The sequence below is a fragment of the Arthrobacter arabinosi genome (genome assembly GCF_054511115.1).
Genome location: NZ_JBTNDF010000001.1, coordinates 453,938 through 474,395, shown reverse-complemented (window position 1 = coordinate 474,395; position 20,458 = coordinate 453,938). Strand labels below are relative to the sequence as shown.

Sequence of the window (20,458 nt, the reverse complement as noted above, 5' to 3'; positions counted from 1 at the left end):
GGCGCCTTTCGTGCGTCTGCCCCCTTTCTCTTCATTTCCCGACGCATTGCGCTGCGCGCTGCGCCGGAACGTCCCCGAGGAATTCCCCATGAATGCATCAGTAATTCCCCCTGCCCGGAATCAGCCGCTCTTCCGGCATCTCACGGCGCTGTCAGCCGTCACCGTCGCGGTCCTGCTCAGCGGTTGCGCCGGCCCGGCGGACTCCTCGTCGGCGCCGGACGCCGAGCCGGTGTCCGGCGGCATCCTCGACGTCTCCATCTCGGCCGAGCCGGGTTGCCTCGACGGCCACGGCATCTCCGCCACCCAGCAGCAGTTCCTCGGCCGCCTCATCTACGACAACGTGGTGACGCTCGACGAGGACGGGGACATCGCACCCCACCTCGCCGAGTCCTGGGACGTCTCCCCGGACGGCAGAACCTACACGTTCCACCTCAAGGAGGGCGTCACGTTCAGCGACGGCTCGCCCTGGAACGCCGAGGTCCTCGGGCAGAACTTCGAACACATGAGGGACCCCGCCACGAAGTCCCCCCTCGCCGCCGCGTACATCGCCCCGTACGTGGACGGGACGGTGATCGACGAGTACACCTTCGAGGCCCACCTCGCGTACCCCTACACGCCGTTCCTCTACACGCTCGCGCAGTCGTGGCTCGGCATGAACTCGGGCAAGGCCATCGCCGAGTCGCCGGAGACGCTGTGCCAGAAGCCCATCGGTACCGGCCCGTTCACCGTCGCCGACTACAAGCCGGGCCAGAGCATCAGCTACACCAAGCGGGCCGGCTACGACTGGGCGCCCGAGTGGCTCGAGGGTGACGGTGAGGCGTACCTCGACGGCGTCGAGGTCACCCTCGTCAGCGAACCCGTCATCCGCCACCAGTCCCTCGTCTCGGGCCAGTACGACCTGACGGAGAACCTCGCACCGCAGAACGCCGCCGCGGTGCAGGCGGACCCGGACTTCACCTACGAGAACCTGCCCCGCACCGGCAGCCCCTACGTGCTCAGCTTCAACCTCAACCGTGCGCCGTTCGACGACCTCGCGGTCCGGCAGGCCTTCGCTGCCGCAGTGGACACGGAAGCCGTCACGGAGAGCCTCGGCTTCGGCACCTACACCCCGATCGACGGCTTCCTGTCGAAGGAGAGCAGGTACTACGACCCGTCCGTGGAAGGCGTCCTGACCTACGACCCCGAGCGGGCGAACCAACTGCTCGACGACGCCGGCTGGACCGGGCGGGACGACGAGGGCTTCCGCACCAGGGACGGGAAGCGGCTCACGGTCGAGGTGCCCACGGTGGAGAGTTCCACGCCGAGCCCGCTGCTCGTGCAGCTCCAGGGTGAGGCGCGGAAGGTCGGCTTCGACCTCCGGATCAACCAGCTCCCCCAGGCGCAACTCACCGAACTCCGCTACGCGGGGGACTACGACGCCCTGGCCGGCGTGTGGCACACCAACACCACCGACGTCCTGTTCATCCGCTACCACTCCTCCGAGATCACGGGTGAGCGGATCGGCCAGAACTCGTCCCACGTCGACGACCCGCACCTCGACGACCTGCTGGAGACGGCCCGCGAGGCCGACGACGGCCCCGTCGCACAGGAGGCCTACTCGAAGGCCCAGCACCGGTTGCTCGAGATCGTGCCGGGCGTACCGCTGTACGAGAACCCGAGCCAGTTCGCCTACGCGAACACCGTGCGCGACGTCGCGGTGGACACCTCGCACCCCGTGCCGGTCCTCACCTACGCGTGGAAGGCCGAGTAGGTGGCCGTGCTCCGACGCGTCCTCACGCGACTCGCCGTCGGCGTCGGCGTCCTCTGGGGCGCCGCGACGCTGACCTTCCTCGCGGTGTACCTGATCCCGGGCGACACGGCGCTGCTCATCCTCGGCGGTCCCGACGCCCGGCCCACCGCCGAGACCCTCGCGCAGGTCCGGGCCGACTACCTCCTGGACCAGCCCTTCCCCGTCCAGTACGGCAGCTACCTCGGGAACCTCCTGCAGGGCGACCTCGGGCAGTCCTACCGGCTGCGCCTTCCCGTCACGGAAGCGATCGGGCAGCAGATCGGCGCGACGGCGGCACTCGCGGCAGCCGCCGTCGTCGTGGCCCTGCCCCTCACGCTCGCGGTCGCCGTGCTGTCCGCCCAGCGGGCGCCCTGGATCCGGTCGATCGTCTCCGGCATCGAGGTGGTCTTCGCCGCGACGCCGACGTTCATCATCGGCTTCGCGCTGCTGATCGTCTTCTCGTTCACCCTGCACTGGTTCCCCATCGGCGGGAACCAGGGCATCGCCGCCCTGGTGCTCCCTGCCCTCACCCTGGCACTGGCGATCTTCGGGACGCTGTCGCAGGTCCTCCGGAACGAACTCGAGGGCGTCCTGGAGCAACCATTCATCCTGACGGCCCGCTCACGGGGCATGCGCGACCTCCCGGTCCGGATCCGGCACGCCCTCCGGCACGCGGCCATCCCCGTCCTGACCATGTCCGGGTTCGTCGTCGCCGCACTGCTCGGCGGGTCGGTGGTCGTCGAGACCCTGTTCAGCCGGCAGGGTATCGGGTCGCTCACCCTGGCCTCGGTCTACAACAAGGACCTGCCGGTCATCATCGGGATCGTCCTGCTCGCGGCTGCGGTCTACGTCGTCGTGAACCTCCTGATCGACCTCCTGTACACGCTCATCGACCCGAAAGTGGTAACGGCATGAGCATCGCCTCACGCACCCTCCCGCCTGCCATCGCACCCCTGGCCGCACCCCCCGCACAGCGGGCAGTCCTTCGAGGTCCTGCCAGGACACCGCGTCGGTGGCGCTTCCGTCCCGGCATCCTGCTCTCCTCCGCGTTCCTCCTGTGGCTCGCGGCCGCGGTCCTCGCCCCGGGCCTGCTCGCACCCGCCGATCCGTACGCGGTGGATCCGGCCCGGAGCTTCGAGGCACCGGGTGCCGGCGCCTGGTTCGGGACGGACGACTCCGGGGCCGACAACTACACGCGCATCGTCCACGGCGCGGCGACCTCCCTGTTCATCGGGATCGGCGCGACGGCGATCGGCCTGGTCGGCGGGACGGCGATCGGCCTCCTCGCCGGCCTGAACGGGCGGCTCGTCGAAGCCTCCGTGATGCGGTTCCTCGACGTCACCCTCGCCATCCCCGAGATCCTCCTCGCGCTCGTGGTCATCGGGATCATCGGCGGCGGCACGGAGAACGCGATCCTCGCGATCGGAGCCGGCAGCGTCGCCTACTACGCGCGCCTCACGAGGGCGCAGACACACCTCGTCCGGCGATCCGGATTCGTCGAGGCCGCACGGACACTGGGCCTGCCGGCCTGGCGGATCCTCCTCACGCACACCGTGCCCAACGTCATCCGCCCCGTCCTCGTCCTCGCGACGATCGGCGTCGGTTCGGCGATCGGCGCCGGGGCGTCCCTGAGCTTCCTCGGACTCGGCACGCCTCCCCCCGCCCCGGAATGGGGTGCCATGCTCTCCGCCGGGCGCAACTTCATCTCGAACGCGCCCTGGATGATCACGTTCCCCGCCGCCTTCCTCGTCGCCACCGTCCTGTCCATCACCGTCCTCGGGCGCGAGCTCCGCCGCCGTGCCGAAGGGAGGCTCCCATGAGCTCCACCGACCTGTCCACCACCGTCCCGCCGACCGCGATCGACACGCCCGTCGTCGAACTCGAAGGACTCTCCGTCGCCTTCGGCCACGGACCGACCCGCCGCGAGGTCGTCCACGACCTCAGCCTGTCCATCCGGCCGGGCGAGTGCCTCGCGCTCGTCGGTGAATCCGGCTCGGGCAAGTCCGTCACCGCCCGGACGCTCGTGGGCCTCACCGGACCGGGTGCGCAGGTCCGGTCCCGCATGCAGCGCTTCAACGGCCAGGACGCCTCCACGTGGGGCGAACGCCAGTGGACGCGCATCCGCGGCAGCGAGGCCGGATTCATCCTGCAGGACGCGCTGTCCTCCCTCGACTCCCTCCGCACGGTGGGCGACGAGGTGGGAGAGGTCCTGCGCCTGCACGGCGACCTCGACCGTGCCGCACGCCGCGGGCGCGTCGTCGAACTCCTGGCCTCGGTGGGCGTACCGGATCCCGGGATCCGGGCCGGCCAGTACCCGCACCAGCTCTCCGGCGGGCTCCGCCAGCGGGCGCTCATCGCCTCCGCGATCGCCGCGGACCCGGGCTTCCTCATCGCCGACGAGCCGACGACGGCGTTGGACGCAACGATCGCCGCGCAGGTCCTCCGCCTGCTCGGCGATCTCAAGGGAGCCAGGACGGCGATGCTCGTGGTCAGCCATGACCTGGCCGTCGTCGCGGACCTCGCCGACCGCGTCGCGGTGATGCGCGACGGCGTGATCGTCGAGGAGGGCAGCGTGCAGGCCGTCCTCCAGGACCCCCGCCACCCCTACACGCAGGGCCTGCTGGCGGCGATCCCCTCTCGCTCGTCGCGCGGACGGCGCCTGACGATCCAGGACCGACCGACGCCCGGCAGCGGCACGACCACCTCGACCGTCGGTGCGGCAGCGGCTCCCGGCCCGCCCGTCCTGGCGGCCGAGGGGCTCACGAAGACCTTCGCCGGGCCGGGCGGCAGCCGCCGCACCGCGGTCGACGGCGTGTCCTTCACGCTGCAGCGCGGTACCACCCTCGGGATCGTCGGTGAATCCGGCAGCGGCAAGAGCACCGTGGCGCGCATCGCCCTCGGTGTCGAGGACGCCGATGCCGGCACGGTCACCGTCCACGGGCGCACCTGGGCCCAGCACCGGGCGTCACGGGATCTCGAGGCGCGGAGGTCCGTGCAGATGATCTACCAGGACCCGCTGCACTCCTTCGATCCCCGCAAGACGGTGCGGCAGGTGATCGGTCAGGCGACGGCCGCCGCGGGAACGCCCCGGCGGGCGAGGTCCGGGCGTGTCGTCGAGCTGCTCGACCTCGTCGGCCTGTCCGCGGACAAGGCACGCAGCCGGCCGCTCGAGCTCTCCGGCGGCCAGCGGCAGCGTGTGGCCATCGCCCGCGCCCTGGCCGCCGAACCGGAGGTCATCATCTGCGACGAACCCGTCTCCGCGCTCGACGTCACGGTACAGGCCCGCATCCTCGACCTCCTGGCGGACCTGCAGGACGTCTTCGGCCTCAGCTACCTCTTCATCTCCCACGACCTCGGCGTCATCCAGCACGTCAGCCACGACGTGCTGGTGATGAAGGACGGCGTGGTGCTCGACCACGGGCCCGTCACCGGGGTCTTCGACGATCCCGGGCACGAGTACACGCGCCGGCTCATCAGCGCCATCCCCGCACTCCCCGCCCTCCGGAAGGACACCTCCCGCTCATGACACGCCAGCTCGCCTTCAACCTCTTCGAGATGAACTGCGTGGGGCACATCTCCCACGGCCTCTGGGTCCACCCGGAGAACAACCGGCACCGCTTCAACGACCTCGACTTCTGGGTGGAGACCGCGAAACTGCTCGAGGCCGGGCTCTTCGACAGCGTCTTCCTCGCCGACGTGATCGGCACGTACGACGGCTACCGCAGCGGCCCGGAGACGGCGCTGCGTGAGGCCGTGCAGATCCCCAGCAACGACCCCCTGCTGGTCATCCCCGCGATGGCCGCGGCGACGAAGCACCTGGGCTTCACGGCCACGTTCTCCACGACGTACGAGCCACCGTTCGCCTTCGCCCGGCGCGCGTCCACCCTCGACCACCTGACCAAGGGGCGGTTCGGCTGGAACATCGTCACGTCCTACCTCCCCAACGCCGCCCGGAACTTCGGGCTGGCCGACGAGGTGGAGCACGACCAGCGCTACGCCATCGCGGACGAGTACCTCGACGTCCTGTACAAGCTGTGGGAAGGGTCCTGGGACGACGACGCCGTGATCGAGGACCGCGAGCGGCGCGTCTACACCGATCCGTCGAAGGTCCGCTACGTCGACCACCGCGGTCCGCACTTCTCCGTCGCCGGCCCCCACCTCAGTGCACCCTCGCTCCAGCGCACCCCGGTCCTCTTCCAGGCCGGCAGCTCCGTCGCGGGCAAGGCCTTCGCGGCCCGCCACGCCGAGGGCGTGTTCGTGGGCGGCCGCGACGCGGCGGCCTACCGGGAGAACGTGGCGGACCTCCGACGGCTCGCCGTCGCCAACGGCCGCGGCGCGGATCACCTCAAGACGTTCGCGAGCGCCGTCGTGATCGTCGGCCGGACCTCCAAGGACGCCCGGCGGAAGGCGGACGGGTACCGCCGACTCTCCAGCGCGGAAGGCTACCTCGCCCACGCGGGAGGCGGCGGGATCGACCTCGCGGCCTACCGGCCCGACGAGGTGATCGACGACATCCTCGCCCGTGAGGACCGGCCGGGCCGGGACCGGCAGCCCAGCAACCGGCGGCACCCGGCGGGAACCACCGTCGGGGAGGCCCTCGAGCGCATCACGCGCTTCGACCGCGGCCCCTTCGTGGCGATCGGCACGCCCACGGAGGTCGCCGACGAGATCGAACGCTGGGCCGAGGGCACGGACCTCGACGGATTCAACCTGCGCCAGTTCCTCACCCCGGGCACCGCGGAGGACTTCGTCGAACTCGTGGTCCCCGAACTGCAGAAGCGCGGCCTGTACCGCAGGTCCTACGAGGAGTCGACCCTCCGCGAACGCCTGTTCGGTCCGGGCACCACCAGGCTCTTCGACCAGCATCCGGGCGCGCGCTACCGGGGAGGCGCCAACCTGGGCGGCACCGTCTCCCTCGACGCTCCTCCCGGTCTCCCCGCCGCACCCGACCCTGCCACCCCGTCCTACGCCTAGGAGGCGACCATGACCACGACGACCACCTACCAGTCCCCGACGGGCGAGCCCGCGCCGCCCGGCGTGCCGCCCTCCACGGCGGCGCTCCGCGAGCGGTTCCGGCCGATCCTCGACGCCGTCGCCGCAGGAGCGGCCCGCCGGGAGCGGGACCGCACGCTGCCCTTCGACGAGGTCGCGTCCCTGAAGGACGCGGGGTTCGGCGCCCTGCGCGTCCCCGTCGAGTACGGCGGGTCCGGGGTGTCCCTGCGCCAGCTCGTCACCCTCCTCACCGATCTGGCGGCGGCGGACTCGAACCTCACGCAGCTCTGGCGCGGCCATTTCGCCTACGTCGAAGGGACCCTGCTCCAGCCGTCGTCGGCGCACCGGGACCGGTGGCTCTTCGACATCGCGGCCGGGACCATGGTCGGCAACGCCTCGAGCGAGCTCACCGGGACGTCGCTGCGGGATATCCGCACCACGCTGACGTCGCCGAACCCGCCGGACGGGGCGCTGAATCTCACGGGCACCAAGTACTACAGCACCGGCAGTCTCTACGCGGACTGGATCGCCGGCAGCACCGTGCACGACGGCGAACGCGTGGGGTACGCGGTGCGCGCCACGGCTCCCGGCGTCGAGCGGATCGACGACTGGGACGGCTTCGGCCAGCGCCTCACGGGCAGCGGCACCACCCACTTCACGGACGTTCGCGTCGATCCGCGGAACGTCCGCCCCTTCTCCCCCGACGCGCCGAGCCACGTCCACGCGTTCTTCCAGCTCGTGCTCGTCACCTCCCTCGCCGGGATCGCCCGGGCCGCGGCGGAGGACGCGGCGGCCTTCGTCCGGCCACGCACGCGGTCCTACGTCAACGCGACGACGCCGCTCCCGCGCGAGGACCCCCAGGTGCTGCAGGTCGTAGGGGAACTGGCCGGCCGCGCCTTCGCGGCGGAGGCCGTCACCCTCGCAGCCGCGGATCTCCTGGACGCCGCGTACGGGCTGCTCCGGACGGACCCTCCGGGCTGCGACGACACCGGGGACCCCGACGCTGCCCGGGCGGCTGTCGATGCCGCCGACATCGCGGTCAGCCAGGCACAGCTGGTCGCCGTCGACCAGTCGCTGCGAGCGGCGACCCAGCTGTTCGAGGTCGGCGGGGCGTCGGCGACCTCCACGGGCCGGTCGCTCGACCGTCACTGGCGCAACGCGCGGACCATCTCCTCGCACAACCCCGCGATCTACAAGGCCCGGTCGCTGGGCTACTGGGCCGTCCACGGGGAACGTGAGCCACAGCCCGGGAGTGCGTGAACCCGACGGCGGAGGTCCCGGCGGGACCGGCTAGCGTGGGACCATGACGCACGAGTTCCGGTACGACGTCGAGATCCTGCACCTGCTCATCTCCCCCGGGCACGCCTACTTCGGGCGCGCCCGGGACGGGGCGGCCGACGTCGTCACCGTCGACGCGCACCGCGCGGAGGTCGTGGCGGGCAAGGGCATCGTGGGCGACCGCTTCTTCGGCAAGGCGGCCCACATGGACGCCGCCGTCACGCTGTTCGCCATCGAGTCGCTGGACGCCATCGCGTCGGACCTCGGGGTGGGCCCCTTCGATCCGCTGCTCACCCGCCGGAACGTGGTCCTCCGCGGTGCGGAGCTCACGCCGCTCATCGGCTCCGACTTCGCCCTCGAGGGCGCCGACGGGAGCGTCGCCCTCCACGGGGGCCGGCACGCCCACCCGTGCGCATGGATGGACCGTGTCCTGGCGCCCGGCGCCCATCCGGCGATGCGCGGCCGGGGCGGGCTGCGGTGCCGGCCGTTGAACAGCGGGACCCTCCACCGGGGGCCGGCCGTCCTCGTCAGCCCCGTGCCGCTGGACCCGGCGCGGGCGCACATGCCCTCGGTCCTCAGGCCCTCCCGGCTGCCGTGAGGAACCCCCCGCCCCGCGGAGCCCGGGGTGCCGGCTCCACCCCCCCCGGCGTCGCTCACCCGCGGAAGGTGATCCCCGGCGCATTGCGCCGTCGCACGCTGGGAGAGAGCCACCGGGACCGGACCGGAGGTCGCGATCCCCGCCCCCTGCGGCCAGCTGCGGGGCCGGGGACGCTCCGTGAAAGGAGCCGACTGGTGCCCGCATCAGCAGCAGCACCCGCCCGGCACGTCCCGCCCGGCCGTCCCATGGCCCACGCGCTCCCCGAGGACCCGCAGCCGCACCGTGCAGGGCCATCCCGCACACCGGCCATCGGTGCTCCGGCGCCCGGCATCGCGGACCGTGCTCTGAGTGTGGGTGAGGTGATGGTCGCCTGCCTTCCGGCGGCCGCCGTCCGTACGCTCCAGGCACATGAACCGGCAGGGTCGCGGCTCCAGGCCGTCATCCCGCTCAGCGGACCGGTCGTCCTGGGCGGGAGGGCGGGTCCCCTGCTCGCCCTCCCGCGTGGCGCCCTCGCCGTCGTGCAGGGAGACCTGCGCGTCGGGCACGACGGCGACGACGCCGTGATGATCCTTCTCCGCCTGCCGGCGCACGTGCTCACGGCGCGGGGGCTCCGGCTGCAGGGCGGCGCGCCCCGAACATGTCCGGGCGGGTCCCTGTCCGTGCCGCTCGGGGAGTTCGCCTACGCGCTGTTGCGGTCGGCTCCGGGCCCGCGGGATGCGACGACGTCCAGGGCCGCTGAACGCAGTCTCGTCGAACTCCTGGTGGGAGCTCTGCTCGAGTCCGATTCCCCGAGGGTGGACGGAACGGCCCTCAGGAAGCTCCTCCGCGAGCGCGCGGTGGGCCTCGTCGACCGCCGTTTCGCGGATCCAGCGCTGCGACCGGCAGGGATCGCACGGGAACTGCACGTGTCGTTGCGGCACCTCCAGCGAAGTTTCGAGGGATCGGGAACAACGCTCGCCATGGAGATCAGGCGCGCCCGCAGCGACTGCGCCGCGCTCCTCCTGACCGCGGTCACCGGCCAGGACCGCTCGGACCTGAGCATCGCCCTCCGCTGCGGTTTCTCCTCGGTCGATCAGCTGCGCGCCGCCTTCGAAGGGCACTTCGGCGTACCGATGTCCTGCTACCGGCAACCACCCGTCACCGGAGACCTCCGCGCCTCGGCCTGACGGTCACCCGTCCCAGGGACCGGGGTGCCGCAGTTCCGAGGGTGGGACGCCGTACCTCGCCCGGACCCGCGAGCGTAGCTCGAAGGCGGACGAGAACCCCGACCGCCTCGCGACCTCCGTGACGGTCAGCTCACGGGATGCGGGGGCCGCGAGCAGCATGCGGGCGTTCTCGGTCCGCCGGTTGCCGATCTCCGTGGCGATGGTCGTCCCGCTTCCCTCGAAACAGCGCTGCAGCTGCCGCAGGGAGACGCCGACGCCCTCGGCGATGGCCGCCGGGGTGAGCAGGGCATCGCTGAAGCTCTCGTCGATCAGGTTGATCGCCGCGCGCCGCACCCGACGGCGCTGTTCGAGCCGTGGGCCCGCCCCGTCGTGCGGGTCGCCGCAGACCGCCACCACGAGATTCTCGAGGACCCGTGCCGCGATGATGTCGCCGACGGCGCCGGGGTCCTCCGGCCCGTCCACGAGGGCAGCGGCGAAGGCTGCGACGGGGGCGACGAGCGCGCCGTCGCGCTTCTCGCACGAACCGGCACGGACCGGGACGCCGCGCTCCTGCAGTCTGGCGGTCGGGACGAGTACATGCACCCACCGCGCGGGCGCCCGACTCTCCACGACGACGCCGACGGGTTCCGTGAGGATGACGACCTCGCCCTGGTGGATGCGCAGGGGGGTCACACCGGGTGCCCGTGCTTCGGCACCGCCGCGCACGAGGAATCCGAGGTAGGTCATTCCCAGCAGGTCGGCACGGGTCGTCGAGACCCTCAGCGGGGACTGGCCCGTCGTCGCCACGATCATGCCTCCCACCCGGCGGACCCGCCCGTCGAGGAACGGCTCCTCACCCTGGGGCGCCTGGACGGCTACGCCCGCGTGGACGATCGACGGTTCCGCGTCGGCCCCTGGGTGCCCGGCCTCAGCCCGGAGCACGAGGGCCGCGAACAGCCCGGGAGGGACGTCCACCCATGCGTCGTGATCGTCCGTCGCCGTTCCATGGACCACCGGAATGCTCCTTTCCGCAGAGTCTGGCCTGTGCTCGCCCCTGGGGCCTACGGCACGACGGCCGGGTTCCCGACCAGGCCCGGCAGGGTGTGGGAACCGACCTCCCGCGGGGAGGCCGCGAGCGCGTCGAACCCGGCCGGGGCGAGCCCGTCGTCGCCGTCGGTGCTCCCTCCACCCGGAGCCGACGGCTCCGTCGCGGCCAGCGCGTCGAGGAAACGGACGAGGAGCGCGATCCAGCAGAAGATGATGAACGAGGTGCAGAGCTCGTACGCAGCGAGGTTGAGGTAGCCGACGGGACTCCACAGCATCGTGCACGTGATGAGGGCGGCCAGGAACCCGTACGTTCCGCCGTGGAAACAGGCGGGCAACCCCGTGAGGACCACCGGGCTGAGGATCATCAGGGACGCGAAGGAGATCGTCATCCCGATGGCGCACGTCATGTGGAGCAGTCCCCTGCCGTGCGAGGGGAACACCCCCACGCCCACCAGGAGGATGCCGCTCGTCGTGATGCTGACGAAGGTGACACCCGCGCTCCCGGCACGGCGCAGCACACGGCGTCCGTACAGGCGCCGCAGCTCCCGCTGGAGATGCAGGGCGAATGTCGTGAGGAAGATGCCCGCGACCACCAGCGTCACGTTGAACAGGCCGCCCGACCGCTCGCTCGCGTCCCCGAGCCTGCTGAAGTTGTGCTCCCACCACGTCCTGTTCTGGACGGTCACCATGCTGGCCACGACGCTGAGCGTCACGAAAGCGACGAAGAGACCGTAGAGCCTCCCGAGGGTGAGGGTGAACACCGAGGTGTAGGTCCAGTACACCGCGAGTCCGCAGACGAGACCCACGATCACCGCTGCCGCCGACGGGTCGATACGCAGGCCGTCGAAGTTCCGGTGCAGCAGGAGGAACCCGATCGACGCCGTGGCGGTGATCGAGGCGTGCACCAGGGCGATCGACAGTCCGTCCAGGAGCACCCGCCAGGTGGGGAGCACGTGCCGCCAGTCGTGGCCCGGCTGGTTCCTCGAGCGCCAGTAGCCCACGACGCCGGAGACGAGACCGGTCGTGAACCCACCTGCTGCCGTCGCAAGACCGATCGACGTGCCACCCCAGAGCGGGGAGGGCCTGCCGTCGAAGAGGACCAGGGCCGCCAGGGTGCACGCCGCCGTCGCCGCTGCCGCGAAGACCGCGGCTTCCGTCTCGACCCTCACGGGCGAGACCGGACCGGCGGTCGACCGGTCCTCCGCCGACCCGTCCGGGGCCGGTGACGCTGCTCCGCGATTCCGAAGCTGCCGCGCCGTCGTAGCGCGGTGTGTCCTGCCGACGTTCATAGGAGTGCTCCTGCCCTGCACGGGGTCGACGGCGGGTCCCCTGCCGGCGAGTCGGCCCCTGGGTGCCGCTGCCTCCCGTGCGTCCCCTGACTTCCCGCCAGCTTCGGCCACGCGCGGCGTGGCGCCCACACCCGGGAAGGGTGATCCGCGCCAGCAGGAGGGCAAATCGGCGTCGGGCGACGTTCCGTGCACCCGGCAGCGGGACATACTGGGAGCCGGCCGGCTGCGGGAGCCGGCGGAACCATGACCATGGAGGAGAGGGATCGTCATGACTGGTCGGAACGAGGTCAAGGGCACGAGCAGGGCGAATGCGCCGCGGCGCCGGCTCACCGGCCAGCAGATCACGGCGATCGTCCTCGTCGTCCTCGCCGTGATCTTCATCGCGCAGAACAGGGCGGTGACGAGCATCTCACTGCTGTTCCTCACGGTGTCGCTCCCCCTGTGGATCACCCTCACGGTGGCGACCGTCATCGGTATCGTCGTCGGCTGGATGCTGCGCCGCCGGTCGGCGTAGTCGCGCCCCGGACCCGGCCCGGCCCGGATGGCGCGTGCCCGGACGACGGCGGAGAGCGGACGACGGAAGGCACCAGGAGGAGGCCATGACCCCCGACCCGACCATCGTGGTGCGACCGGTCGACGGCGGCGACGACAGGCCCCTCGACCTGCTCAACCCGGTGCGCACCGACGACCCCGCCGGTGACACCACCTTCGCCTCCACCGGGCACCTCCCGGACCGCCCGACGGTGAGCGAGCTCCTGCGCGCCACCTATGCGACCTACTCCGCGATCGAGGACGGCGCGGTGGCGGACTACATCCCGGCTCTCGCCGCCGCCGATCCGGGCCGGTTCGGCATCAGCGTCTGCGGGGTGGACGGCACCTCGTACTCGATCGGCGACGCCCAGGACGAGTTCTCCATCCAGTTGATCTCGAAGGCGTTCACGTTCGCCCTGGTCTGCGACGCCATCGGCCACACCACGGTCCGGCAGACCGTGGGGGTGAACAACACGGGGCTGGGCTTCGATTCGGTGATGGCGCTCGAGCTCAACGGGGGAAGCCCCGCGAATCCGATGGTCAACGCGGGGGCGCTCGTGATGATCAGCCTCGCCCCCGGCGACTCCGCCGCCGCCAAGTGGCAGTTCCTCCACGAGGGCATGTCCCGCTTCGCCGGACGACGGCTGCTGCTCGACGTCGACGTCTACGAATCGGAGGCGGCCACCAACCACCGGAACCGTGCGCTCGCGGCACTGCTCAGGAGCTACGGGCGCCTGTCCTACGATCCCCTGCTCACCACCGACATCTACACGCGGCAGTGCTCGCTGCTCGTCTCGGCCAGGGATCTCGCCGTCATGGGCGCGACGCTGGCGGACGGCGGCGTCAATCCGATCACGCAGGAGCGGGTCGTCGACGCGGCCGTCTGCCGGGACACCCTCGCCGTCATGGCGACGTCGGGGCTGTACCAGCGCTCGGGCGACTGGCTCTACGAGGTGGGGCTGCCGGCGAAGAGCAGCGTATCCGGTGGCATCGTCACCGTGGCGCCGGGGAAGGGCGGGATGGCCACCTACTCGCCGAAACTCGACGCGGCGGCTACCAGCGTCCGCGGGCAGCACGCCACGCGGACCCTGTCCCGGAGCCTGGGCCTCGATGTGTTCGCGTCCGTCCCGGAACCACCGGCAGCACCCCCGACGGAGGCCTCCGGCTGAGCCGGCGGACAGGCCCGTCGGCCTCGGCGGTCGGTGGCCTCGAGGACCCCGAGGTCCGGCGTCCCCATGCCGGGCAGGAGACAGGCTCGGGGTGGTCGCCCCGCGCGGTGTCGATCGTCCGGGCCGCGCTCCGGTGCGCGGACGATCGGTCCGACCTGGTCCACGGACACGACGGCGGCAACCACTAGGCTGGTGCCATGCCCCGCAGCGCCCCCCTCCGTCCCGCCGACCCCTCTCCCTCCCGGTCGGCGCGGTCCTGGAGGGGCCCGGTCGCGTGGGGCGCCGCCGACGTCGTCCTGATCCTCGTCTTCGCCGGGTCGGGGCGCCGCACGCACGACCACGGCGTGACCGTGGCAGGCGTCCTCGACACCGCCTGGCCGTTCCTCCTCGCCTACGCCGCCGCCGTCCTGGCCGTGCGGGCCTGGCGCGCCCCGGACGCGGTCCTGCCCACCGGGGTGGTCCTGTGGCTGGTGACCGCCGCGGCCGGCCTGACGGTGCGGGCACTGTCAGGTGCGGGCGTCGCGTTCAGCTTCCAGGTCGTCACGCTGTTCGTCCTCGGCGCGTTCCTGGTGCTTCCGCGCATCGTCCGCCGCAGGATCCGGCATCGCCGCCGGCCGGTAGCGTAGGCCCGAGTCCCCCTAAGTCCGAGAAAGGCATGCCATGATCACCGCATTCGTCCTCATCCAGACCGACGCCTCCCGTATCCCGGAGAGCGCGCAGGCGATCTCCGAGATCGCCGGCATCAGCGAGGTGTACTCGGTGACGGGCGAGTGGGACCTCATCGCCGTCGCCCGGGTGAGCCGCCACGAGGACCTGGCGGACGTCATCGCGGACCGCCTGTCGAAGATCGAGGGGATCCGGTCGACGACGACACAGATCGCCTTCCGCTCGTACTCGCAGCACGACCTCGACGCGGCCTTCACGCTGGGGTTCGACAGCTGAGACCCCCGCTGCCCAGCAGGCGGTCCGGCCCGTCAGGTCGGACCGCCGCGGCCTGACGATCGGTACGACGCGGCCTGACGGTCAGTACGAGCGGCTGACCTCGACCCAGCGCTGCAGCACCGCGGCTGCGGCGCCGGAGTCGATGGACTCCCGCGCACGCTGCATGGCGGCGGCGATGCGGTCCACGAGGCCCCCGTCCGCGGCTGGGTCCAGCGCCACGAGACCGGCGGCGGCGTTGAGGACCACGGCGTCCCGGACGGGCCCCGTCCCGCCGCCCAGTACCGACCGGACGACCGCTGCGTTCCCCGTGGCGTCGGTGCCGCGCAGGGCATCCACGGGCACGGCGTCGAGCCCGAAGTCCGCGGGGTGCACCTCATGGGCCCGCACCTGGCCGTCCCGGACCTCCCACACCGTCGAGGACCCGCTGGTCGTCAGCTTGTCCCTGCCGTCGTCGCCCCGGAAGACGAGGGCGCGGATCCCCCGCGCCGCGAGGACGCCGGCCATCAGGGGCGCCATCCTCGCATCGGCGCAGCCGAGCGCCTGCGCGCTGACGCCGGCCGGGTTGCTCAGCGGTCCGAGGAAGTTGAACGCGGTGGGGATGCCGAGCTCGCGCCGCGGCACAGCGACGTGCTTCATCGACGGGTGGAAGACCTGCGCGAAGCAGAACGTGATGCCTGCGCGTTCCGCTGTCCTGGCGACGTCCGCCGGCGGCAGGTCGAGCCTCACGCCGAGCGCTTCGATCACGTCCGCGGCACCCGACGCGGACGAGGCACCCCGGTTCCCGTGCTTGACCACCTTCGCGCCGGCGCCCACCGCCACCAGCGAGGACATCGTGGAGATGTTGAGCGTGCCCAATCCGTCGCCGCCCGTCCCGACGATGTCCAGCGTGGGACCGGCGACCTCGATCCGGTGCGCCCTGCCGAGCATCGCCTCCACCAGTCCGGTGAGCTCGTCGACCGATTCCCCCTTGGCGCGCAGCGCGACCAGGAAACCGGCGATCTGGGCGTGGCTGGCCTCCCCCGCCATGATCATGTCCATGGCCCAGCGGCTCTGTCCCACACTGAGATCGGTCCCCCCGAGGAGGGACGAGAAGATCGACGGCCAGGTGGGCTGCACCGCGGCGGGGCTTGTTGTCAGGCTCACGGTCCAAGATTATCTACGAATTGTAGAAAGTCCTCCCGGGGAACTTCCGCGGAATGACGGGCGTCACGGGTCACCCGGTACAGCGAGCCCTCGATGGCGGCAGGTTCGCGTTGGTGATCGCGCTGATCATGGGGACATAATGAGTCTGTGACATCTGCGACCCAAGCCCCCAGCGCCGCCCCGCATCCCGCGCTGAACCGCCCCAACATGGTCTCCGTCGGGACCGTGGTGTGGCTGTCCAGTGAGTTGATGTTCTTCGCCGGCCTCTTTGCCATGTACTTCACCCTGCGCTCCACCTCGAGCGAGATGTGGGCGATGGAGACCGAGAAGCTGAACGTGCCGTTCGCGCTCGTGAACACCATCATCCTGGTGTCGAGCTCGTTCAGCTGCCAGTTCGGCGTCTTCGCGGCCGAGCGCCTCCAGCCCCGCAGGACCGGCGGGCTCTTCCAGCTCGCCCGGTGGGGCATGGTCGAGTGGTTCCTCCTCACGTTCATCATGGGCGCCATCTTCGTGTCCGTGCAGGCCTACGAGTACGCGCACCTCGTCGCCGAGGGCGTCGCGCTGAACTCGAACGCCTTCGGATCCGCTTTCTACATCACCACCGGCTTCCACGGCATCCACGTGGTCGGCGGCCTCGTCGCCTTCCTGTTCATCATCGGACGCGCCTTCATCGCCCGCCAGTTCGGACACTTCGAAGCCACCTCGGCGATCGTGACCTCCTACTACTGGCACTTCGTCGACGTCGTGTGGATCGGCCTGTTCATCATCATCTACTTCCTGCAATAGCTCCTCCTGTAATGTCTTCTACTAGATGTAGAATCCAGTGAAGAACCTCCCAGCGCTCGCTCCGAAAAAGGCAGGAACCACTCCGTGAAGGCACTCTCCCAGAGGCGGCGTCACCCACTCGCAGCGTTGGCGCTGCTCCTGATGGCGCTCCTCGTCACCGGCGGTATCTACGCCGCAGCCAGCACCGCCAACGAGGCACAGGCACAGACCACCACCTTCTCCGCCGACGACGTCGAAGAAGGCAGCAAGCTGTTCTCCGCCAACTGCGCCTCATGCCACGGACTCGGCGCGACGGGGTCGGACGCCGCGCCGTCGCTGGTCGGGGTCGGAGCCGCGTCGGTCGACTTCCAGGTCGGCACGGGGCGCATGCCCATGCAGATGGACGGCCCCCAGGCGCAGGCGAAGCCGGTCCAGTTCACCGACGAGCAGATCAGCCAGATGGCCGCGTACGTTGCCTCGCTCGGCGCCGGTCCGTCCATCCCGTCCGAGGAGATGCTGGACACCTCCGAGGGTGACGCCTCGAACGGCGGTGAGCTGTTCCGCGTGAACTGCGCCATGTGCCACAACGCGGCAGCGGCCGGTGGCGCCCTGACGCGCGGCAAGTACGCCCCGTCCCTCGACGGGGTCAGCGAGAAGCACATCTACGAGGCCATGGTCACCGGCCCCCAGAACATGCCCGTGTTCAACGACGCCAATGTGAGCCCCGAGGACAAGCAGGACATCATCGCCTTCCTGAAGACGATCGAGGAGCAGGGCTCGCCCGGTGGAGCCGACCTCGGCTCGCTCGGTCCGGTCTCCGAAGGCCTCTTCATCTGGGTCGCCGGGCTCGGCGTCATCATCGCCTTCACCGTGTGGCTCACGTCGCGGTCCTCCTGACCATCCGCGTGCGCTCCGTGAACGAATCACTTACAGACTCGCAGTACCTAATGAAAGATAAGAGGGATCATGGCCGACTCTAGTCACAGTGCTCCGGGAACCTCGGTCACCGTCGCTGCGCCGGGCCGGGACCTGGACGAGTTCGAGAACCCGGGCCTCCCGCCCCACCGTCCGCGCCTCGCCGATCGTGATCCGCGCGCGGAGAAGCGTGCAGAACGGCAGGTCGCCCTGCTGTTCTTCATCTCCGTCCTCGGGACGCTGCTGTTCTTCGCCGGCTACTTCTTCGTACCGCTCGACCAGACCATCGAGCGCCTGCGCCTCCAGAACCTGCTGCTCGGGCTCGGGACGGCCTTCGCCATGCTGGGCATCGGCGTCGGGATCGTGCACTGGGCGAAGACGCTCATGCCGGACCACGAGGTCACCGAGAGCCGCCACGAGATCCGTCCGGAGAAGGACCGCCAGGACGCCGAGAAGATCATGAACGACATCTTCGACGAGTCCGGCATCAAGCGCCGTCCCCTGATCCGCAACACGCTTCTCGGAGCCGCGCTCCTCGCCCCGCTCCCGGCCATCGTCATCTTCCGCGACCTCGGGCCCCTGCCCGGTAACGCGCTGAAGCACACGATGTGGGACACCGGCGTCCGGCTGACCCGCGATCCCAGCGGCACGCCCATCCGGGCTTCGGACGTGACGGTCGGGTCGGCGTTCCACGTCATCCCCGAAGGCCTGAACGAGGCCGAGCACAAGCTCGAGGAGAAGGCCAAGGCAGTCGTCCTGCTCATGCGCCTGGACCCCGAGGAGCTGAACCCCTCCCCCGGGCGGGAGAACTGGGGTCACGACGGGATCGTCGCGTACTCCAAGATCTGCACGCACGTCGGCTGCCCGGTAGCACTGTACGAGCAGCAGACCCACCACCTGCTGTGCCCGTGCCACCAGTCCACCTTCGACCTCGAGCAGGAGTGCAAGGTGATCTTCGGGCCGGCGGCCCGTCCGCTGCCACAGCTGCCCATCGAGGTCGACGACGAGGGTTACCTCGTAGCGTCGAGCGATTTTCAAGAACCCGTAGGACCTAGTTTCTGGGAGCGAGGCTGACATGAGCAGTTCAACCGTGACGCAACCCTACGTGCCGAAGACGCGCGTGGGTAAGGTCACCGACTACGTCGACTCCAGGGTCGGCGGCTCCGGGATCGTCAAGGAGTTCGGCCGGAAGATCTTCCCCGATCACTGGACGTTCATGTTCGGCGAGGTGGCACTCTATACCTTCGTCATCCTGCTGCTGTCGGGCACGTTCCTCACCTTCTTCTACGACCCGTCGATGGCCGAGACGCACTACGAAGGCAGCTACCTGCCCCTCCGCGGCGTCGAGATGTCCGTGGCCTACGCGTCCTCGCTGGACATCTCGTTCGACGTCCGCGGCGGCCTGTTCATGCGGCAGATCCACCACTGGGCGGCGCTGCTGTTCGTGGCCTCCGTGGCCGTGCACATGCTCCGCGTGTTCTTCACCGGCGCATTCCGCCGCCCCCGTGAGTTCAACTGGGTCGTCGGCTGTGTCCTCCTGATCCTCAGCCTCGCGGCGGGCTTCACCGGCTACTCGCTCCCCGACGACCTGCTCTCGGGCAACGGCCTGCGCATCATCGACGGCGTCATGAAGGCCATCCCCGTGGTCGGCACCTACCTGAGCTTCTTCCTCTTCGGCGGAGAATTCCCGGGCACGATGATCATCGGCCGCCTGTACGTGCTCCACATCCTCCTGATCCCCGCGGTGATCCTGCTCCTGATCGGCATCCACCTGTTCATGGTCGTGCTGCACAAGCACTCCCAGTTCCCCGGCCCCGGCCGGACGAACACGAACGTCGTCGGCTACCCCGTGGGCCCTGTGTACGCCGCCAAAGCCGGCGGATTCTTCTTCATCGTGTTCGGTGTCCTTGCAGCGATCGCAGCCGCGTTCACCATCAACCCGATCTGGAACTACGGCCCGTACGACCCGTCCCCCGTGTCCGCCGGTACCCAGCCCGACTGGTACATCGGCTGGGTCGACGGCGCGCTGCGCCTCATGCCCGGGACGTTGGGAGACAACTTCGACTTCGAGTTCAACATCCCCTTCCCCTGGGGCGTCAACACGCTGTCGCTGAACGTCCTGGTGCCCGCCCTCGTCCCGGCCATGATCGTCTTCACCCTGATGTTCGCGTGGCCCTGGATCGAAGCGTGGGTCACGAAGGACAAGCGGGAGCACCACCTGCTCAACCGCCCCCGCAACGCTCCGACCCGCACCGCGATCGGCGTGGCAGGCGTCACCTTCTACTGCGTCCTGTGGGCCGCGGCCAGCTCGGACCTCATCGCCACGCACTTCATGGTGTCGCTGAACGACGTGACGTACTGGCTGCGCTTCCTGGTGGTCGTCGGTCCGATCCTCGCCTTCATGATCTCGCGGCGCATCTCGCTGGCCCTGCAGCGCAAGGACCGCGAGATCGCGCTCCACGGCCGCGAGACCGGGCGCATCGTGCGCCTCCCGCACGGGGAGTTCATCGAGGTCCACGAGCCGGTCGACGACTACAAGCGGTACAAGCTGACCGCCTTCGAGTCCCCCGAGGTCACGGTCCCCAGGGCCGACGAGAACGGCAAGGTCAGCCTGCTCGACAAGGTCCACGGGCGCGTGTCGCACTTCTTCTTCGAGGATCGCGTGGCACCGGTCACACCGCGGGAACTCGAAGCCTCGCACGGCGACCACCACGGTGAGATCGCCGGAGCGAAGGATCGCGAGTCCATCGCCAGCCACTAGGGACCATCTCCCGAACAGCTGATCGAGGGGCCCGGACACACTGTCCGGGCCCCTCCTGCATCCCCGGCAGGTTCCGGGCGCACCCGCACCTCGGGTGCACTGTCACGGGCATCGT

Annotated in this window: 19 protein-coding genes; 16 read left to right on the top strand and 3 right to left on the bottom strand. The window is 70.5% G+C overall.

Translation table 11 applies throughout. From position 1 onward, the window contains the following. The first annotated feature begins 88 nt into the window (after positions 1 to 88). From ACX80P_RS02265 to ACX80P_RS02230, 8 genes are all read left to right on the top strand, one after another. On the top strand, positions 89 to 1,750 hold the full coding sequence (locus tag ACX80P_RS02265; protein WP_459276399.1) for an ABC transporter substrate-binding protein: 1,662 nt from the start codon (positions 89 to 91) through the stop codon (positions 1,748 to 1,750). After that, positions 1,751 to 2,683: an ABC transporter permease gene (locus ACX80P_RS02260; protein WP_459276398.1), complete on the top strand. Its 933-nt coding sequence runs from the start codon at positions 1,751 to 1,753 to the stop codon at positions 2,681 to 2,683. Beyond that, positions 2,680 to 3,588 carry an ABC transporter permease gene (locus ACX80P_RS02255; RefSeq protein WP_459276397.1) on the top strand — a complete coding sequence of 303 codons (909 nt, stop codon included), beginning with the start codon at positions 2,680 to 2,682 and terminating at the stop codon, positions 3,586 to 3,588. The genes ACX80P_RS02260 and ACX80P_RS02255 overlap by 4 nt, the downstream gene beginning before the upstream one ends. Continuing rightward, the gene (locus ACX80P_RS02250; protein WP_459276396.1) at positions 3,585 to 5,294 is read left to right on the top strand and encodes a dipeptide ABC transporter ATP-binding protein; all 1,710 of its coding nucleotides are present in this window, start codon (positions 3,585 to 3,587) and stop codon (positions 5,292 to 5,294) included. The genes ACX80P_RS02255 and ACX80P_RS02250 overlap by 4 nt, the downstream gene beginning before the upstream one ends. Beyond that, a complete protein-coding gene (locus ACX80P_RS02245) occupies positions 5,291 to 6,742 on the top strand; it encodes an LLM class flavin-dependent oxidoreductase (protein WP_459276395.1) in 1,452 nt (483 codons plus the stop codon). Before ACX80P_RS02250 ends, ACX80P_RS02245 begins: the two co-directional genes overlap by 4 nt. 9 nt (positions 6,743 to 6,751) lie before the next feature. Continuing rightward, complete coding sequence (locus ACX80P_RS02240; RefSeq protein WP_459276394.1) at positions 6,752 to 8,020, top strand: acyl-CoA dehydrogenase family protein; 1,269 nt, start codon at positions 6,752 to 6,754, stop codon at positions 8,018 to 8,020. 43 nt (positions 8,021 to 8,063) lie between these two features. After that, complete coding sequence (locus ACX80P_RS02235; RefSeq protein WP_459276393.1) at positions 8,064 to 8,636, top strand: MOSC domain-containing protein; 573 nt, start codon at positions 8,064 to 8,066, stop codon at positions 8,634 to 8,636. Between the two features lie 194 nt (positions 8,637 to 8,830). Then, positions 8,831 to 9,802 carry a helix-turn-helix domain-containing protein gene (locus tag ACX80P_RS02230; protein WP_459276392.1) on the top strand — a complete coding sequence of 324 codons (972 nt, stop codon included), beginning with the start codon at positions 8,831 to 8,833 and terminating at the stop codon, positions 9,800 to 9,802. 3 nt (positions 9,803 to 9,805) lie between these two features. Here ACX80P_RS02230 and ACX80P_RS02225 read toward each other — a convergent pair whose 3' ends face one another. Together ACX80P_RS02225 and ACX80P_RS02220 are read right to left on the bottom strand one after the other, a co-directional pair. Beyond that, positions 9,806 to 10,795, bottom strand: coding sequence for a helix-turn-helix transcriptional regulator (locus ACX80P_RS02225; protein ID WP_459276391.1), 990 nt, complete (start codon positions 10,793 to 10,795; stop codon positions 9,806 to 9,808). A gap of 47 nt (positions 10,796 to 10,842) precedes the next feature. Beyond that, complete coding sequence (locus ACX80P_RS02220; RefSeq protein WP_459276390.1) at positions 10,843 to 11,997, bottom strand: DUF998 domain-containing protein; 1,155 nt, start codon at positions 11,995 to 11,997, stop codon at positions 10,843 to 10,845. 388 nt (positions 11,998 to 12,385) lie between these two features. Here ACX80P_RS02220 and ACX80P_RS02215 point away from each other — a divergent pair, with 388 nt between their 5' ends. The 4 genes from ACX80P_RS02215 (at position 12,386) to ACX80P_RS02200 (ending at position 14,759) form a co-directional block, all read left to right on the top strand. Next, positions 12,386 to 12,631 carry a LapA family protein gene (locus ACX80P_RS02215; protein ID WP_459276389.1) on the top strand — a complete coding sequence of 82 codons (246 nt, stop codon included), beginning with the start codon at positions 12,386 to 12,388 and terminating at the stop codon, positions 12,629 to 12,631. 85 nt (positions 12,632 to 12,716) lie between these two features. Then, a complete protein-coding gene (gene glsA, locus ACX80P_RS02210; protein WP_459276388.1) occupies positions 12,717 to 13,817 on the top strand; it encodes a glutaminase A in 1,101 nt (366 codons plus the stop codon). A 197-nt stretch (positions 13,818 to 14,014) separates the two neighbouring features. Further along, positions 14,015 to 14,443 (top strand): DUF3054 domain-containing protein, encoded by a 429-nt coding sequence (locus ACX80P_RS02205; protein ID WP_459276387.1) that lies wholly within the window; start codon positions 14,015 to 14,017, stop codon positions 14,441 to 14,443. Between the two features lie 34 nt (positions 14,444 to 14,477). After that, complete coding sequence (locus tag ACX80P_RS02200) at positions 14,478 to 14,759, top strand: Lrp/AsnC family transcriptional regulator (RefSeq protein ID WP_459276386.1); 282 nt, start codon at positions 14,478 to 14,480, stop codon at positions 14,757 to 14,759. 81 nt (positions 14,760 to 14,840) lie between these two features. Here ACX80P_RS02200 and trpD read toward each other — a convergent pair whose 3' ends face one another. Then, positions 14,841 to 15,902: an anthranilate phosphoribosyltransferase gene (gene trpD / locus ACX80P_RS02195; RefSeq protein ID WP_459276385.1), complete on the bottom strand. Its 1,062-nt coding sequence runs from the start codon at positions 15,900 to 15,902 to the stop codon at positions 14,841 to 14,843. Between the two features lie 147 nt (positions 15,903 to 16,049). Here trpD and ctaE point away from each other — a divergent pair, with 147 nt between their 5' ends. The 4 genes from ctaE (at position 16,050) to qcrB (ending at position 20,343) form a co-directional block, all read left to right on the top strand. Continuing rightward, the gene (gene ctaE / locus ACX80P_RS02190) at positions 16,050 to 16,688 is read left to right on the top strand and encodes an aa3-type cytochrome oxidase subunit III (RefSeq protein WP_459276384.1); all 639 of its coding nucleotides are present in this window, start codon (positions 16,050 to 16,052) and stop codon (positions 16,686 to 16,688) included. A gap of 84 nt (positions 16,689 to 16,772) precedes the next feature. Beyond that, on the top strand, positions 16,773 to 17,564 hold the full coding sequence (gene qcrC, locus ACX80P_RS02185; protein WP_459276383.1) for a cytochrome bc1 complex diheme cytochrome c subunit: 792 nt from the start codon (positions 16,773 to 16,775) through the stop codon (positions 17,562 to 17,564). A gap of 69 nt (positions 17,565 to 17,633) precedes the next feature. Further along, positions 17,634 to 18,656, top strand: a complete 1,023-nt coding sequence (gene qcrA, locus ACX80P_RS02180) for a cytochrome bc1 complex Rieske iron-sulfur subunit (RefSeq protein ID WP_459276382.1) — start codon at positions 17,634 to 17,636, stop codon at positions 18,654 to 18,656. Between the two features lies 1 nt (position 18,657). After that, positions 18,658 to 20,343 carry a cytochrome bc1 complex cytochrome b subunit gene (gene qcrB / locus ACX80P_RS02175; RefSeq protein WP_459276381.1) on the top strand — a complete coding sequence of 562 codons (1,686 nt, stop codon included), beginning with the start codon at positions 18,658 to 18,660 and terminating at the stop codon, positions 20,341 to 20,343. The last annotated feature ends 115 nt before the right edge of the window (positions 20,344 to 20,458 follow it).